We start from the raw sequence: 15,953 nt of genomic DNA, 5'->3' as shown, positions 1-15,953 counted from the left end.
CCTGATTATCGTTTTCCGCTGTGCAGCCAGAACGGTTCCAAAGCAATCGCCTCGTTGCGGAAGTGTTCAATTTCAATGTATTGGTTAGCCGCAATGGCGTGACGTAAACCCTGCCAGGTGGCGATCCATTCCGATGCGACCTTTTCGTCGTAGTATCCCGCCAGCATCAACATGCTATCAATATTGCGCGTCAGGCGCGGAAGTTGATCGGCGTACTGATCGCCCAGCGGCTGAGCAAAAGCTGTTTTCAGTTCAGCGGCATGGCGCGAGAGATGGGTATCTGAGAAACGCTTAAAGGAGTCGGCTATTTTACCCTGCGCCTTCGCATCAAGGAACGGCTGCCACCCTTTGGTCACCAGCCATTCGGTCAGCGCCAGCTTGGCCATCGCCGTTTGCGTGCTGTAAACCGCGGAAACGGCAGAAACGTCAGACGCAATGATCGCTTCCGACTGGGTCAGCAAATCACGTAAGTGAGCACTCGCTTTTCGCGGCACATTACCGCCAAACAGCATCAGAATGTGACGCACCAAGCCCATCGCAGCCAGCACCTCGGCTTTCGCCCCTTTGACGCCGCGCACCCACAGCTCTTCATGGTACTGCCACTGTGATAGTGCCAGCTCCAGCGCCGCTTCCAACCCTTGCTCAATACTCGCTTTTGCCGGAACCTTCAAAATGCGCGTCGGTTTGAGTTCACGCGGTGCATTCCCCTGAGCCAGATGATAGCCGCGCGCCGCTTTACTCAGGCTGCCCTGGCGTAAACCGGTTTGCGATACCAGCTGGTTTGCCAGCTTCAATACCGCACGGGTATCGCCGCTTAACAGCTCCAGTTCAAGCTCACAGATAGGTTCAGCCAACTCGCCCGCTTTCACTTCCCCGAGATCGAGGGCCATTTCAATGCGGCTACCGTCGATATCAAGGTGCCATTTCTCACGGTAAAAATCGGTGCTGAAGAGCGGCTGTACCTGAGAGGCAAGTTCAGCGGGCAGTTTGCCATCAGGCCAGACTTCCGTTGGAAACAGGGAGAGATCCAACTCTGGCGCGTTTAGCGCAACGTTAAACTCCGGCCGCTGATGCAGGCCACCCGTCACTCGTCCGGCAATTTTCATGGTCATTTCGTAATGACCGTTCTCACCGCGAATACGCAGCCCCATATCGTGACCACGCAGCCACGCATCCGGCGTTTCGTAGTAGATATTCAGCAACTGGCTGGGCGCATGATGCTCTCCCCCCAGCGTATTCAGACGTTCACGTAGCGCATCTACAGCGTCACTATTGACGATAAATTTTAATTCGATTTCCTGGGCCATGGTCTTGTACTTATGGGTTATGTCACAGTTGAGAAAACTGACTGCGAACTAAGCTCGTTCTTTATGGTCAGTAGATAGTATTTTGCGCCAAATTGCCATGCAACGAGCAATTTGACGGGCGTAAAAGTTTCGAGTGGTGGCAAAAAGGACACAGATGATTCCGATTGATGTCGAATGCTTTGCGTAGAGACACTGATGCCACTACTATCGTTCCACTTTCTATGACAATAACGACAGCCTGATGCCAAAATTACGCCTGATTGGATTAACTTTACTCGCACTTAGCGCCACTGCAGTCTCTCATGCCGAAGAAAAGCGCTATGTTTCTGACGAACTGAACACCTGGGTCCGCAGCGGTCCGGGAGATAATTATCGCCTCGTGGGTACGGTTAACGCCGGCGAGGAAGTCACGCTATTACAGACCGATGCCAACACTAACTACGCCCAGGTGAAAGACAGCACCGGACGTACCGCCTGGATCCCACTGAAAGAGCTGAACAGTACGCCGAGCCTGCGTACCCGCGTTCCCGATCTGGAAAACCAGGTCAAGACCTTGACCGATAAGCTCAATAATATCGACACCACGTGGAATCAGCGCACCGCCGATATGCAGCAAAAAGTGTCGCAAAGCGACAGCGTAATCGACAGGCTGAAACAAGAAAACCAGAAGCTGAGGAACGAGCTTATCGTGGCGCAAAAGAAGGTCAGCGCAGCCAACCTTCAGCTTGATGACAAACAGCGCACCATCATCATGCAGTGGTTTATGTACGGCGGCGGCGTGCTAGGTCTTGGTTTGTTGCTCGGCCTGGTTCTGCCACACATGATCCCCAGCCGTAAACGCAAAGATCGCTGGATGAACTGAATCGCCTTCTCCGCCGCACTGACATATGATTAAGGGATCATAATTTCAAAAGGAAAGTGGCGTGAAGATTTATCTGGTCGGTGGTGCTGTTCGGGATGCGTTATTAGGGCTACCGATTAAAGATAAAGATTGGGTTGTTGTCGGCGCCACGCCGCAAGAGATGCTCGACGCGGGCTACCAGCAGGTAGGCCGCGATTTTCCCGTGTTTCTGCATCCGCAAACCCGGGAAGAGTATGCGCTGGCACGTACCGAACGCAAATCAGGCTCGGGGTATACCGGATTCACCTGTTACGCCGCGCCGGATGTGACGCTGGAGGCCGATCTTCAGCGTCGCGATCTGACCATCAACGCAATGGCCCGCGATGACGACGGCGAGATTATCGATCCGTATAACGGACGCGACGATCTGGAAAAACGTCTGCTACGCCATGTGTCCCCCGCCTTTAGCGAAGATCCATTGCGCGTGCTGCGCGTGGCGCGCTTTGCTGCCCGCTATGCGCACCTCGGTTTTCGTATCGCTGAAGAAACCATGACGCTGATGCGCGATATGAACGCCGCAGGGGAACTGGAGCACCTGACGCCAGAGCGGGTGTGGAAAGAAACGGAAGGTGCTTTAACCACCCGCAACCCACAGGTATTTTTTCAGGTCCTGCGCGACTGCGGCGCACTGCACGTCCTGTTTCCGGAAGTAGATGCCCTGTTTGGCGTTCCCGCGCCCGCGCAATGGCATCCGGAAATTGATACCGGTATTCACACGCTGATGACGCTGTCGATGGCGGCCATGTTAAGTCCGGAGGTCGACGTGCGTTTTGCCACGCTGTGCCACGATCTTGGCAAGGCATTGACGCCAAAAGCGCTGTGGCCACGCCACCACGGTCACGGTCCGGCTGGCGTGAAGCTGGTCGAACAACTGTGCCAACGCCTGCGCGTGCCGAATGACATCCGTGATTTAGCCAAACTGGTAGCCGAGTTCCACGACCTCATTCATACCTTCCCGATCCTGCAGCCGAAAACCATCGTTAAGCTGTTTGATTCCATCGATGCCTGGCGCAAACCGCAGCGCGTGGAGCAAATCGCCCTGACCAGCGAGGCCGACGTGCGTGGGCGAACCGGTTTTGAAGCGGCGGATTATCCACAAGGCAGGCTGTTGCGTGAAGCCTGGCAGGTTGCGCAGGCGGTACCAACGAAAGACGTCGTTGAGGCGGGATTCAAAGGTCAGGCTATTCGCGAGGAACTGACCCGGCGTCGGATCGCGGCGGTGGCCGACTGGAAAGAACAACGTTGCCCGAAAGCGTAGACAGAGCATTGCCGGATAAGCGTTAACGCCGCTATCCGGCAAGCTAGTAAAATCAGAAGAACACGACGTAAACGGCAGCCGCCACAATAAAGCGGTAAATCGCAAACGGAATAAACGAGATGCGCTTAATCAGCTGCAGGAAGGTTTTGATCGCCACCAACGCCACGATAAACGCCGTCACGAAACCAACTGCAAACATCGGAATATCTGATGCGCTGAGGAACGTCCAGCTTTTGTAGAGATCCAGCGCCGTTGCGCCCATCATCATCGGCACGGCCAGCAGGAAGGAGAATTCGGAGGCCGCGTAACGGCTTACTCCCATCAGCATACCGCCAGAAATCGTCGCCCCGGAACGAGAAAAACCCGGCCACAGCGCCAGACACTGGAAACAGCCAATCATAAACGCCTGGCGATAGGTCATATCATCCAGACCCGGCGCACGCGGCTCTTTCGGCTTCAGGCATTCTGCGGCAATCAGCAGCACGCCCCCTACCACCAGCGCATACATGACGTTGATCGGGTTAAACAGCGATTTGATGATGTCATGGAAAATCAGTCCCAGTACGACGGCAGGAATCATTCCCAACAGGATATGTCCCAGCGTCAGCCGACCTTTGCCAGTGCCTTCATGTGGGACCTTACCGAAGTGAATGCCAATCAGGCCAAACAGACGTCGCCAGAACATCACCACGACCGCCAGGATAGAGCCCAACTGGATTACCACCTCAAATGTTTTTGCGGTGTCTCCCTCAAAACCCAACAAGTGGCCAACAATAATCATATGGCCGGTACTGGAAACGGGTAAAAACTCCGTCAATCCTTCGACCACACCCAAAATTGCCGCCACCAGCAGCGAGTGCATATCACTCATTAATGAACCTCTAGATAGATAAACCACGGCGAAAACGAGCCGACATAAAGACCCTTTTATACCCGTTTGGTTTAGATATTATTATTTTAATTATTTTCTTTCAGATTATTGCCACGCTCAATGATAACCCCGACGTTCGCCGCACGGGCAACCGCGCCAGGTTTACTGAGTTTGATCCGCACCCATGGAGAATTAAAACGGCTAAGCAGCAGATCCGCCACTTCTTCCGCCACGCGTTCGACCAGCGCAAAGCGCCCGCCTTCCACATGATTAACAACCGTTTGAGCAATATCAGCATAGCTCAGGCAATCAGCCACATCATCGCTTTTAGCCGATTTACGGTTATCCCACGCCATTTCGATATCGAACACCAACTGTTGTTCGATCGTTTGTTCCCAGTCGTAAACACCAATAGTGGTGATTACAGAAAGTTGCTCTATAAATACAATATCCATCACGACCTGCCTGCTTTTTGGCTAACCCGGATACCACTTCCGGCGAAATATGCGTATTATCCACAGAAGTAGCGTTTTACACGACATTTTCAAAACGGAACAGCTTATGAGTGCAATCGCGCCTGGAATGATTATCTTCGCGTACCTCTGTGGCTCAATTTCCAGTGCTATTCTGGTATGCCGCCTTGCTGGATTACCGGACCCGCGTGACAGCGGATCTGGGAATCCGGGCGCGACAAACGTATTGCGCATCGGTGGCAAAGGAGCCGCCGTCGCGGTGCTGATTTTCGACGTCCTGAAAGGTATGTTACCCGTCTGGGGTGCCTATGCGCTAGGCGTCAGCCCCTTCTGGCTGGGATTGATCGCGATCGCCGCCTGTCTGGGTCACATTTGGCCGGTCTTCTTCGGCTTTAAAGGTGGGAAAGGCGTTGCCACCGCCTTTGGCGCAATTGCGCCGATTGGTTGGGATTTAACCGGCGTGATGGCCGGAACCTGGCTGCTGACCGTCTTATTAAGCGGCTATTCATCATTAGGCGCTATCGTCAGCGCGCTGATCGCCCCCTTTTACGTCTGGTGGTTCAATCCCCAGTTCACTTTCCCGGTGTCCATGCTGTCGTGCTTAATTCTGCTACGCCACCATGACAACATTCAGCGTCTGTGGCGTCGTCAGGAGCCAAAGATCTGGACCAAGCTGAAGAAAAAACGCGAAAGAGACCCAGAGTGATTTTAATGTCGGATAGCGACGCAACAGCGTCTTATCCGGCGTGGGGAATGTGATACCCCTCCACCGGTTTGCCTAATCGGTGCTGGCACCACGTCGCCAGAAACTCCACGCACACCCGAAGCTTCACGCTGCGGTACAGCGGCTCCTGATAAACCGCCCAGATATTGGCGCTTTGCGCATAGTCCGGCAGCACGCGCACCAGTTCACCGCTTGCCAGAAACGGCTGCAGGTCCCATTCGGAACGCAGCATAATCCCTTTTCCCTGTAGCGCCCACTGCAACACAATCTCGCCGCTGTTAGAGGAGAGATGTCCCGCCACCTTGACCGACTTTTTCTCCTGGCCGTTATCCAGCTCCCACACCCCGTGCGTCATATCGCGTTCTTTAGTGACCAGGCAATCATGACGGCTTAATTCCTGCAGCGTTGTCGGCTCACCGTATTTTTGTAAATACGTCGGCGCTGCACATAATATTCTTCTATTTTTCGTTAACAAATGCGCAATATAATAATCCGGAATTTCGTCATTAATACGAATATCCAAATCGATATTATCCTGCGCCAAATCAATTTGCCGATCGTAAAGTTCAAAATGCACCTGTAATTCAGGATAGCTATGCATCAGTTCGGTAATAGCCGGTGCAATATAACTGCGCCCAAAGCCAAAGCTACAGCCGATACGAATCATCCCTGCCGGGCGTGTTTTGAGTTGCGTGACGTCATCAACCAGATGCTGATAGCCCGCAAGAATAGCCTGCGCATGTTCATAACAACGTTGACCACTCTCCGTGAGTGTCACGCCGCGCGCGGAGCGGCTTAGCAGCGTCGTCCCCAGCGTGGACTCAAGGATCTGAATGCGTTTCGTCACAAACGCGGGCGTTTGGCCCAGCGCCGCGGCGGCGGCACTGAAGCTGCCGCTATGAACAATTTCAACCAGGACCTGCAGGTCTTTCGCGAGGGGATACGTGTTCAGCATGATCGGTATATCCGTAAAGTTGTTAACCGCAGTGTAATTCCCTCATGCGTATTAAACCCTGCCTTTGCGCAATTTTTATTGCTTATCTGAACATCATTCACGATCTGTTAATTGGATATTCACAGTGGCAAATAATATAAACCCACATTTTTAGTGGTAGTTTGTGGCGGAGAATTTATTTCCAGATAAATAAAAGAACTGGAGTTAACAAGATGAGCAATCAAAATAACCAAAATGCGATAACTACGCTGACAAACATTGTCGCCGATTTTACCGCCATGATTTCTACCCGCATGCCTGACGACGTCGTAGATAAATTAAAACAGCTGCGTGAAGGCGAAACTTCGCCGATGGGTAAAATCATCTACCACACCATGTTTGACAACATGCAGAAAGCTATCGACCTGAACCGTCCGGCCTGTCAGGACACCGGCGAGATTATGTTCTTTGTGAAGGTCGGCTCCCGTTTTCCGCTGCTGGGCGAACTGCAAAGCATCCTGAAACAGGCCGTTGAAGACGCCACGGTAAAAGCGCCGCTGCGCCATAACGCGGTCGAGATTTTTGACGAAGTGAATACCGGCAAAAATACCGGTACCGGTGTGCCGTGGGTCACCTGGGACATCATCCCTGATAACGACGACGCGGAAATCGAAGTCTACATGGCAGGCGGCGGTTGTACGCTGCCGGGACGTTCGAAAGTGTTAATGCCTTCTGAAGGCTACGAGGGCGTGGTGAAATTTGTCTTCGAAAATATCTCCACGTTGGCAGTCAACGCTTGCCCGCCGGTGCTGGTGGGCGTAGGTATTGCCACCTCCGTGGAAACCGCCGCCGTCCTTTCTCGTAAAGCAGTACTACGTCCTATCGGATCACGTCATCCGAATCCAAAAGCGGCCGAACTGGAACTGCGTCTTGAAGAAGGGCTGAACCGTCTGGGCATTGGCCCGCAAGGGTTGACCGGGAATAGCTCGGTGATGGGCGTGCATATCGAATCCGCCGCACGCCATCCGTCGACTATCGGCGTTGCCGTTTCTACCGGCTGCTGGGCACACCGTCGCGGCACGCTGTTGGTTCATGCTGACCTCTCCTTCGAAAACCTGTCTCACACCCGGAGCGCGTTATGAAAAAGATCCTCACAACCCCGATCAAAGCCGAAGATCTGGCCGACATTCGCGTTGGCGATGTCATCTACCTGACCGGTACGCTGGTGACCTGCCGTGACGTGTGTCACCGCCGCCTGATCGAACTGAAGCGCCCGATTCCTTATGACCTGAACGGCAAAGCCATTTTCCACGCGGGGCCCATCGTACGTAAGAACAGTGAAAAATGGGAGATGGTCTCCGTTGGCCCAACCACCAGCATGCGTATGGAAGCGTTTGAGAAAGACTTTATCGAGCAGACGGGCGTCAAACTGGTGGTCGGCAAGGGCGGCATGGGACCGCTAACGGAAGCAGGCTGCAAGCAGTTTAAAGCGCTGCACGTAATCTTCCCGGCAGGTTGTGCGGTCGTGGCGGCAACCCAGGTTGAAGAGATCGAAGAGGTACACTGGACCGAACTTGGCATGCCGGAATCCCTGTGGGTATGTCGGGTTAAAGAGTTCGGCCCGCTGATCGTTTCCATCGATACCCACGGCAATAACCTGATCGCCGAAAACAAAAAGCTGTTCGCTGAACGTCGCGATCCTATCGTCGATGAAATCTGCGAGCACGTGCACTACATCAAATAACCCTCCCGGAGAGGCGCTGCGCCTCTCCCTTTTCGTAGGGATACAACAATGGCACCTTTAGCTGGTTGGTGGCGATACCTGGCTCCGCTGGTGGTCATCGCCATTATTGCTGTACTGCCCGTCCCCAACGGCCTTGAGAGCCACACCTGGCTCTATTTTGCCGTTTTTACCGGTGTGATTGTGGGGCTTATTCTGGAACCTGTACCGGGCGCGGTGGTGGCGATGATTGGCATTTCGATCATCGCCGTCCTTTCACCGTGGCTGCTGTTCAGCCCGGAGCAACTCGCGCAGGACGGTTTTAAATTTACCGCCAAATCGCTGTCATGGGCGGTATCAGGTTTTTCAAACTCGGTAATCTGGCTTATCTTCGCGGCCTTTATGTTTGGTACCGGCTATGAGAAAACCGGGCTCGGTCGACGTATCGCGCTGATGCTGGTGAAAAAGATGGGGCACCGGACGCTGTTTCTCGGCTATGCGGTGATGTTCTCTGAACTTATCCTCGCTCCCGTCACGCCGTCCAACTCCGCGCGCGGAGCCGGAATAATCTACCCGATTATCCGCAACCTGCCGCCGTTGTATAACTCGCAGCCCAATAGCGCCAGTTCTCGCTCCATTGGCTCGTACATTATGTGGATGGGCATTGTCGCCGACTGCGTCACCAGCGCCATTTTCTTAACGGCGATGGCGCCGAACCTGCTGTTAATCGGCCTGATGAAAGGCGCGTCCCACACGGCGCTGAGCTGGGGCGACTGGTTCTTAGGCATGCTGCCGCTGAGTATTTTACTGGTGCTGATTGTGCCCTGGCTGGCGTACGTGTTGTATCCACCGGTACTGAAATCCGGCGATCAGGTTCCGCGCTGGGCGGATACAGAGCTAAAAGCAATGGGACCGCTCTGCACACGCGAGAAAAAGATGTTGGTGCTGATGGTCGGCGCACTGGTGCTGTGGATCTTCGGCGGCGATTACATTGACGCCGCGATGGTCGGATACAGCGTAGTGGCGTTGATGCTGGTACTGCGCATCATTAGCTGGGATGACATCGTCAGTAATAAAGCCGCGTGGAACGTCTTTTTCTGGCTGGCCTCGCTGATAACGCTGGCGACCGGGCTCAATAACACCGGTTTTATTACCTGGTTCGGCAAGCTGCTGGCAAACGGGTTGAGCGGCTATTCGCCGATGATGGTGATGGTGGCGCTCATTGTGGTGTTCTATCTGCTGCGCTACTTCTTTGCCAGCGCCACGGCGTATACCTCCGCCCTGGCACCGATGATGATTGCCGCCGCGCTGGCGATGCCGGAAATCCCACTCCCGGTCTTCTGCCTGATGGTCGGCGCAGCCATTGGTCTCGGCAGCATTCTGACCCCGTATGCCACCGGTCCTAGCCCTATCTACTACGGCAGCGGCTATTTGCCGACGGTAGATTACTGGCGACTCGGTGCTATTTTTGGCCTGATTTTCCTTGTGCTGCTGGTGATTACCGGTCTGGTCTGGATGCCCCTCGTTTTACTGTAAAACCCCATTGGGGCGGCATATTGTCGCCCCTTCATCCATAAGCTTCTCATATGATCGATTTCCCGATGTGCTGAGGCATACTTTTTTGTATGCAAACACCCTCATGCTGATAAGGGAAACGCTCTGGACACGGTTGCGCACGAGACACTCACACGGGGCTGGCAGGCCGAACTGGATCTGCATTTCATCCGCACTGGGCACAACACGGTGCTCGCCTCGGCGCGTCATCATGGTCCATTGACGGTTCAGCGCCCGTTTTACCCGGAAGAGGACGTCTGCCACCTCTATTTGCTTCATCCACCCGCGGGGATCGTCGGCGGGGATGAACTACACATTGCCGTAACTCTCAACGAAAACAGCCATGCGTTAATCACCCAGCCCGGCGCGGGAAAGTTTTATCGCAGCGGTGGGCCGCAGGCGTTGCTGCGCCAACATTTCACGCTCGCGCCGCACGCCACGCTGGAGTGGCTCCCCCAGGATACGATCCTCTTTCCCGGCGCCAACGCCACTATCCAGTCCGTCTTTCACATCGCGTCAGAGAGTCGACTGCTGGCCTGGGATCTGCTGTGCCTCGGGCGACCGGTTATGCAGGAGTCCTTCAGCCACGGCTCGCTGCAAAACCGTCTGGAAGTGTGGCGAGATGGGCAGCCGCTGCTGATAGAGCGCTTGCAGTTGCAGAAGGGGGAGCTGAGCGGCGTCGCGCACCATCCCTGGGTCGGCACGTTGCTGTGTTATCCGGCCACTGAAAACATGCTGGAAGGCACGCGCGAGCGGCTGACGCCGCTTGGCGATTACGCCGGGGCAACGCTTAACGACTCACTGCTGACGATCCGCTTTCTTGCCAACGACAACCTGATTGTTCAGCGCGTTATACGTGACATCTGGCAATTTCTGCGCCCGCTTTTGACACACAAACCGCCCGTACTACCGCGAATCTGGCAAACCTAAGAGACCCCGTATGGAACTGACCCCCAGAGAAAAAGACAAGCTGTTGCTGTTTACCGCCGCGCTGGTGGCAGAACGTCGCCTGGCCCGCGGGCTGAAGCTGAACTATCCGGAATCGGTGGCGCTAATTAGCGCTTTCATCATGGAAGGGGCACGCGATGGTCAAACCGTGGCCTCGCTGATGGAAGACGGGCGTCACGTCCTGCGCCGCGATCAGGTGATGGAAGGCGTGCCGGAGATGATCCCAGATATTCAGGTTGAAGCGACGTTTCCGGACGGATCAAAGCTGGTCACCGTCCACAACCCGATCGTTTAAGGAGCGGCAATGATCCCAGGTGAATATCAGATAGCCAAAGGCAATATCGCGCTCAATCAGGGGCGGGAAACCTGTACGATCGTGGTGGAAAATCATGGCGACAGACCCATCCAGGTGGGATCGCATTATCACTTTTCCGAGGTGAACCCGGCGCTGCGCTTTGACAGGCGGGCTGCACGCGGCTTTCGTCTAAACATTCCTGCGGGCACGGCGGTACGTTTTGAGCCGGGACAAAAACGCGAAGTCGAACTGGTGCGCGTCGCTGGCGCACAAAGGATCGTGGGTTTTCGCAGCGAAGTGATGGGCGCGCTGGAGGCAAATGATGAGTGAAATTTCACGGCAGGCGTACGCCGACATGTTTGGCCCAACCACCGGCGATAAGGTACGCCTGGCGGATACCGAGCTGTGGATTGAGGTGGAAAAAGACTTCACCACCTACGGCGAAGAGGTCAAATTCGGCGGCGGGAAAGTGATCCGCGACGGCATGGGTCAGGGACAAATGCGCGCGCAAGCGTGTGTGGATCTGGTGATAACCAACGCGCTGATCGTCGATCACTGGGGGATCGTGAAAGCGGATATCGGCATCAAGGACGCCAGGATCTTCGCCATCGGCAAAGCCGGTAATCCTGATATTCAGCCCGACGTCACGATCCCGATAGGCGTGGGAACTGAAGTCATCGCCGGGGAAGGCAAGATCGTCACCGCGGGCGGCGTGGATACGCATATTCACTGGATCTGTCCACAGCAGGCACAGGAGGCGCTGGTTTCCGGCGTAACGACGATGATCGGCGGCGGCACCGGCCCGGCAGCAGGAACTAACGCCACCACCTGCACGCCGGGTCCGTGGTACATCGCGCGCATGCTGCAGGCGGCAGACGCCTTGCCGGTTAACATCGGTTTGCTGGGTAAAGGCAACGGCTCAAACCCTGACGCCCTGCGCGAGCAAATCACCGCGGGCGCCATTGGCCTGAAAATCCATGAAGATTGGGGCGCTACGCCAGCCGCCATCAACTGTTCCCTGGAAGTAGCAGAGGAGATGGATATCCAGGTGGCGCTGCACAGCGATACGCTCAATGAGTCCGGTTTCGTTGAAGATACGCTGGCGGCGATTGGCGATCGCACCATTCATACCTTCCACACCGAAGGCGCGGGCGGCGGCCATGCGCCAGATATCATCACCGCCTGCGCGCATCCGAATATTCTGCCCTCCTCCACTAACCCGACGCTGCCCTATACCGTCAACACCATCGACGAGCATCTCGACATGCTGATGGTTTGCCACCACCTCGATCCGGATATCGCCGAAGACGTGGCCTTTGCCGAATCACGCATTCGCCGGGAAACGATCGCTGCCGAAGATGTGCTGCATGACATTGGCGCGTTTTCCCTGACCTCGTCCGATTCACAGGCGATGGGGCGCGTGGGCGAAGTGATCCTGCGCACCTGGCAGGTGGCGCACCGCATGAAGGTTCAGCGTGGTCCGCTGGCAGAAGAAACAGGCGACAACGACAACCAGCGCGTTAAACGCTACGTCGCCAAATACACGATCAACCCGGCGCTAACCCACGGCATCGCCCACGAAGTTGGCTCCGTTGAGCCTGGCAAGCTGGCCGATCTGGTGCTGTGGTCCCCAGCCTTTTTTGGCGTAAAACCAGCGACGATCGTAAAGGGCGGGATGATCGCCTGTGCGCCGATGGGCGATATCAACGCCTCGATCCCCACCCCGCAGCCGGTGCATTACCGCATGATGTTCGGTGCACTTGGCGCGGCGCGGCATCGTACTCGGCTAACCTTTATTTCGCAGGCCGCTAACGCGCAAAACATCCCGCAGCAGCTCAATTTGCAAAGCGCCATCGCCGTCGTCAAAGGCTGTCGGACGGTGAAAAAGGCCGACATGATCCACAACGGCCTGCAACCCAATATCACCGTCGATGCTCAGACTTATGAGGTGCGCATTGATGGCGAACTAATCACCAGCGAACCGGCAGACGTTTTGCCAATGGCGCAACGCTATTTCCTGTTTTGAGGAGTGACGATGATCTACCTGACCCAACGCCTTGACCACGCCTACCGCGTCACCGCAAGCGTCACGCTACCCATTGATATTCGAGTAAAAAGCCGTGCCAGAGTGACGCTGAACGACGGTCGCGAAGCCGGGCTAATGCTTCCGCGCGGTTTGCTGTTACGCAGTGGTGATCTGCTGACCACCGAAGATGGCAGCGAGGTTATCGAAGTGATCGCCGCGCCGGAGTCGGTTTCCGTGGTGCGCTGCGCCGATCCTTTCCTGCTCGCCAAAGCCTGTTATCACCTCGGCAATCGCCACGTTCCGCTGCAAATTCTGCCGGATGAGTTGCGCTACCATCACGATCATGTGCTGGACGCCATGTTGCGCCAGTTCAGCCTGGAGGTGACGTTTGCTCAACTACCGTTTGAACCGGAAGCAGGCGCTTATGCCAGTGAATCACACGGGCATCATCACGCCCATGCGCACTGATGCATAACATCCAACAGCTGCGTCTGATGCAGCTCGCCAGCAGCGCTCTCCCGGTGGGGTCGTTTACCTGGTCCCAGGGTCTGGAGTGGGCGGTTGAAATCGGCTGGGTGAAAAGCGCCGATGACTTCTCTGACTGGCAAATCCAGCAGATGGAGCAGAACTTCTTTACCGTCGACCTACCGCTACTGGCGAGACTGTATCGCGCCTGCGAGCAGGACGATCTCGCTGCAGCACGCCGCTGGAGCGCTTACCTGTTGGCCTGTCGGGAAACCCGCGAACTTCGGGATGAAGAACGCAGTCGAGGCGCGGCGTTTACGCGGCTGGTCACCGACTGGGAAGCAGATTGCTCGCGGGAGTGGCGCGCGCTCTTTGTCGACAGCCAACTCTGCGGTATGGCCTGGCTGGGCGTGCGCTGGAAAATCCCCCTGACGGAGCTGGCATTAAGCCTCGGCTACAGCTGGATTGAGAGCGCAGTGATGGCTGGCGTCAAACTGGTTCCATTTGGGCAGCAGGCGGCCCAGCGTTTGATCATTGCGCTCTGCAATCGGTATGCACAAGGTCTGGCACAGGCGCTGGCGTGTCCTGACGCCAGCCTCGGCTCCGCAACGCCGTTGGCGGCCATCGCATCTGCCCGGCATGAAACCCAATATTCCCGATTATTCCGCTCCTGAGGAGAAAAAATGAGTAACAACAAGCATCCCCTGCGCGTGGGCGTTGGCGGCCCGGTTGGCTCCGGCAAAACGGCGCTGCTGGAAGCGTTATGCAAAGCCATGCGCAGCAGCTATCAACTGGCGGTGGTAACCAACGATATCTATACCAAAGAAGATCAGCGCATTCTCACCGAAGCAGGCGCACTGGAGCCAGACAGGATCGTCGGCGTGGAAACCGGCGGTTGCCCGCACACCGCTATCCGTGAAGATGCGTCGATGAATCTGGCCGCCGTTGAGGCGCTGAGCGAGAAATTCGGCAATCTGGATCTGATTTTTGTGGAAAGCGGCGGCGATAACCTGAGCGCCACCTTCAGCCCGGAATTAGCGGATCTGACGATCTATGTGATCGACGTTGCCGAAGGTGAGAAAATCCCGCGTAAGGGTGGCCCGGGGATCACCAAATCTGATTTTCTGGTGATCAATAAAACCGATCTGGCCCCTTACGTGGGCGCCTCGCTGGAGGTGATGGAGCGCGATACCCTACGCATGCGCGGCGAGCGTCCGTGGACGTTTAGTAATTTAAAATCCGGTGAGGGTCTGGAAAAAATTATCGCGTTTCTGGAAGAAAAAGGGATGCTGCGGGAGTAGAGTATTGCCCGGTGGCGCTACGCTTACCGGGCCTACAATATTATGTACTTATGCCGCCGGTAATTCCGCCAGCGGCCAGCGAGGACGCACGGTCACGCCAAGATCCGCCGTTGCACCCGCTTTAAAACGCACCATGCCCGCGTAGGCGATCATCGCCCCGTTATCAGTGCAAAATTCCGGACGCGCGTAAAACACTTCGCCACGACGCTTTTGCATCATCTCGGCCAGTTTTGCACGCAGCGTACGGTTAGCGCTCACGCCCCCCGCCATCACCAGACGTTTAAAACCGGTTTGATCCAGCGCGCGTTTACACTTGATCATCAGCGTATCAACCACAGCATCTTCAAACGCACGGGCGATATCTGCACGCGTCTGATCGTCATTTTCGTTATTACGAATGGTATTCGCGGCGAAGGTTTTCAGGCCGGAGAAGCTGAAATCCAGACCCGGACGGTCGGTCATCGGGCGCGGGAAGACAAAGCGTTTTTCAACGCCTTGCGATGCAAGCTTTGACAGCATTGGGCCGCCAGGATAATCCAGCCCCAGCAGCTTGGCCGTTTTATCGAACGCTTCACCAGCGGCATCATCTATCGATTCACCCAGCAATTCATACTGCCCAATACCGGTGACGCTGATCAGTTGCGTGTGACCGCCGGAAACCAGCAGCGCAACGAACGGGAAAGCAGGGGGATTATCTTCCAGCATCGGCGCCAGCAGATGCCCTTCCATATGGTGTACAGGAATTGCCGGTACGCCCCAGGCGAACGCCAGCGAACGTCCTACGGTTGCGCCGACCAGCAGCGCGCCAACCAGACCCGGACCTGCGGTATACGCCACCGCATCAATCTCTTTTGCCGTCAGTCCCGCTTCTTTCAGCGCGGCCTGGATCAGCGGTACGGTTTTACGTACGTGATCGCGCGAGGCCAGTTCTGGCACTACGCCGCCGTAGTCAGCGTGTAATTTCACCTGACTATACAATTGGTTGGCTAAAAGACCTTTTTCATCGTCGTAAATGGCGATGCCGGTTTCATCGCAGGATGTTTCAATACCCAGTACACGCATGACTTGTTTTACCTCGCTCTATTACCGCGCAGTGTAGGACCAATGCGGGTTGATGTAAAACTTTGTTCGCCCCAGGAGTTCCGCTCGTGTATACTCCTTATCCTTATAAAAGTC

The 15,953-nt window shown here is 55.6% G+C and carries 18 protein-coding genes; 13 read left to right on the top strand and 5 right to left on the bottom strand.

Going from position 1 to position 15,953, the window contains the following annotated elements; translation table 11 throughout:
• Positions 1 to 5 precede the first annotated feature (5 nt).
• Positions 6 to 1,307, bottom strand: coding sequence for a CYTH domain-containing protein (locus OGV65_RS24935; RefSeq protein ID WP_046276260.1), 1,302 nt, complete (start codon positions 1,305 to 1,307; stop codon positions 6 to 8).
• A gap of 241 nt (positions 1,308 to 1,548) precedes the next feature.
• Here OGV65_RS24935 and OGV65_RS24930 point away from each other — a divergent pair, with 241 nt between their 5' ends.
• Together OGV65_RS24930 and OGV65_RS24925 are read left to right on the top strand one after the other, a co-directional pair.
• Positions 1,549 to 2,169: a TIGR04211 family SH3 domain-containing protein gene (locus OGV65_RS24930; protein ID WP_286455562.1), complete on the top strand. Its 621-nt coding sequence runs from the start codon at positions 1,549 to 1,551 to the stop codon at positions 2,167 to 2,169.
• Between the two features lie 61 nt (positions 2,170 to 2,230).
• Positions 2,231 to 3,466, top strand: a complete 1,236-nt coding sequence (locus OGV65_RS24925; protein ID WP_049283284.1) for a multifunctional CCA addition/repair protein — start codon at positions 2,231 to 2,233, stop codon at positions 3,464 to 3,466.
• Positions 3,467 to 3,518: 52 nt separating this feature from the next.
• On the opposite strand, the gene bacA is transcribed toward OGV65_RS24925, so the two are convergent.
• Both bacA and folB read right to left on the bottom strand, forming a co-directional pair.
• Positions 3,519 to 4,337, bottom strand: coding sequence for an undecaprenyl-diphosphate phosphatase (gene bacA / locus OGV65_RS24920; RefSeq protein ID WP_094761977.1), 819 nt, complete (start codon positions 4,335 to 4,337; stop codon positions 3,519 to 3,521).
• Between the two features lie 86 nt (positions 4,338 to 4,423).
• A complete protein-coding gene (folB, locus tag OGV65_RS24915; RefSeq protein ID WP_003828442.1) occupies positions 4,424 to 4,792 on the bottom strand; it encodes a bifunctional dihydroneopterin aldolase/7,8-dihydroneopterin epimerase in 369 nt (122 codons plus the stop codon).
• 106 nt (positions 4,793 to 4,898) lie between these two features.
• On the opposite strand from folB, the gene plsY reads away from it, so the two are divergent.
• Complete coding sequence (gene plsY / locus OGV65_RS24910) at positions 4,899 to 5,516, top strand: glycerol-3-phosphate 1-O-acyltransferase PlsY (RefSeq protein WP_003828443.1); 618 nt, start codon at positions 4,899 to 4,901, stop codon at positions 5,514 to 5,516.
• Between the two features lie 31 nt (positions 5,517 to 5,547).
• Here the strand turns inward: plsY and ttdR are convergent, their stop codons facing one another.
• Entirely contained in the window at positions 5,548 to 6,489 is a 942-nt protein-coding gene (gene ttdR, locus OGV65_RS24905) for an L-tartrate utilization transcriptional activator TtdR (protein ID WP_016154537.1), read from the bottom strand.
• 212 nt (positions 6,490 to 6,701) lie between these two features.
• Here ttdR and ttdA point away from each other — a divergent pair, with 212 nt between their 5' ends.
• The 10 genes from ttdA (at position 6,702) to ureG (ending at position 14,777) form a co-directional block, all read left to right on the top strand.
• Positions 6,702 to 7,610: a L(+)-tartrate dehydratase subunit alpha gene (gene ttdA, locus OGV65_RS24900; RefSeq protein WP_016154538.1), complete on the top strand. Its 909-nt coding sequence runs from the start codon at positions 6,702 to 6,704 to the stop codon at positions 7,608 to 7,610.
• Positions 7,607 to 8,212 carry a L(+)-tartrate dehydratase subunit beta gene (gene ttdB, locus OGV65_RS24895; protein ID WP_047499219.1) on the top strand — a complete coding sequence of 202 codons (606 nt, stop codon included), beginning with the start codon at positions 7,607 to 7,609 and terminating at the stop codon, positions 8,210 to 8,212. The genes ttdA and ttdB overlap by 4 nt, the downstream gene beginning before the upstream one ends.
• A gap of 48 nt (positions 8,213 to 8,260) precedes the next feature.
• Positions 8,261 to 9,724 carry an anion permease gene (locus OGV65_RS24890; protein ID WP_181220860.1) on the top strand — a complete coding sequence of 488 codons (1,464 nt, stop codon included), beginning with the start codon at positions 8,261 to 8,263 and terminating at the stop codon, positions 9,722 to 9,724.
• Positions 9,725 to 9,847: 123 nt separating this feature from the next.
• Complete coding sequence (locus OGV65_RS24885; protein WP_286455593.1) at positions 9,848 to 10,672, top strand: urease accessory protein UreD; 825 nt, start codon at positions 9,848 to 9,850, stop codon at positions 10,670 to 10,672.
• 10 nt (positions 10,673 to 10,682) lie between these two features.
• Positions 10,683 to 10,985 carry an urease subunit gamma gene (locus OGV65_RS24880; RefSeq protein ID WP_016154542.1) on the top strand — a complete coding sequence of 101 codons (303 nt, stop codon included), beginning with the start codon at positions 10,683 to 10,685 and terminating at the stop codon, positions 10,983 to 10,985.
• 9 nt (positions 10,986 to 10,994) lie between these two features.
• A complete protein-coding gene (locus OGV65_RS24875) occupies positions 10,995 to 11,315 on the top strand; it encodes an urease subunit beta (protein WP_016154543.1) in 321 nt (106 codons plus the stop codon).
• Positions 11,308 to 13,011, top strand: coding sequence for an urease subunit alpha (gene ureC, locus OGV65_RS24870; protein ID WP_279265795.1), 1,704 nt, complete (start codon positions 11,308 to 11,310; stop codon positions 13,009 to 13,011). Before OGV65_RS24875 ends, ureC begins: the two co-directional genes overlap by 8 nt.
• A gap of 9 nt (positions 13,012 to 13,020) precedes the next feature.
• Positions 13,021 to 13,479, top strand: coding sequence for an urease accessory protein UreE (gene ureE / locus OGV65_RS24865; protein ID WP_286455561.1), 459 nt, complete (start codon positions 13,021 to 13,023; stop codon positions 13,477 to 13,479).
• Complete coding sequence (locus OGV65_RS24860; protein ID WP_016154546.1) at positions 13,479 to 14,150, top strand: urease accessory protein UreF; 672 nt, start codon at positions 13,479 to 13,481, stop codon at positions 14,148 to 14,150. Before ureE ends, OGV65_RS24860 begins: the two co-directional genes overlap by 1 nt.
• Before the next feature lie 9 nt (positions 14,151 to 14,159).
• The gene (gene ureG, locus OGV65_RS24855) at positions 14,160 to 14,777 is read left to right on the top strand and encodes an urease accessory protein UreG (RefSeq protein WP_016157503.1); all 618 of its coding nucleotides are present in this window, start codon (positions 14,160 to 14,162) and stop codon (positions 14,775 to 14,777) included.
• Positions 14,778 to 14,825: 48 nt separating this feature from the next.
• Here ureG and tsaD read toward each other — a convergent pair whose 3' ends face one another.
• Complete coding sequence (tsaD, locus tag OGV65_RS24850) at positions 14,826 to 15,839, bottom strand: tRNA (adenosine(37)-N6)-threonylcarbamoyltransferase complex transferase subunit TsaD (protein ID WP_003024694.1); 1,014 nt, start codon at positions 15,837 to 15,839, stop codon at positions 14,826 to 14,828.
• Positions 15,840 to 15,953: the final 114 nt, after the last annotated feature.

Origin of the sequence: Citrobacter sp. Cb004 (assembly GCF_030337065.1) — a bacterium.
Taxonomy (GTDB): Bacteria; Pseudomonadota; Gammaproteobacteria; order Enterobacterales; family Enterobacteriaceae; genus Citrobacter; species Citrobacter braakii.
The sequence above is the reverse complement of the archived record's forward strand: the minus strand, read 5'-3'. Positions and strand labels throughout refer to the sequence as shown.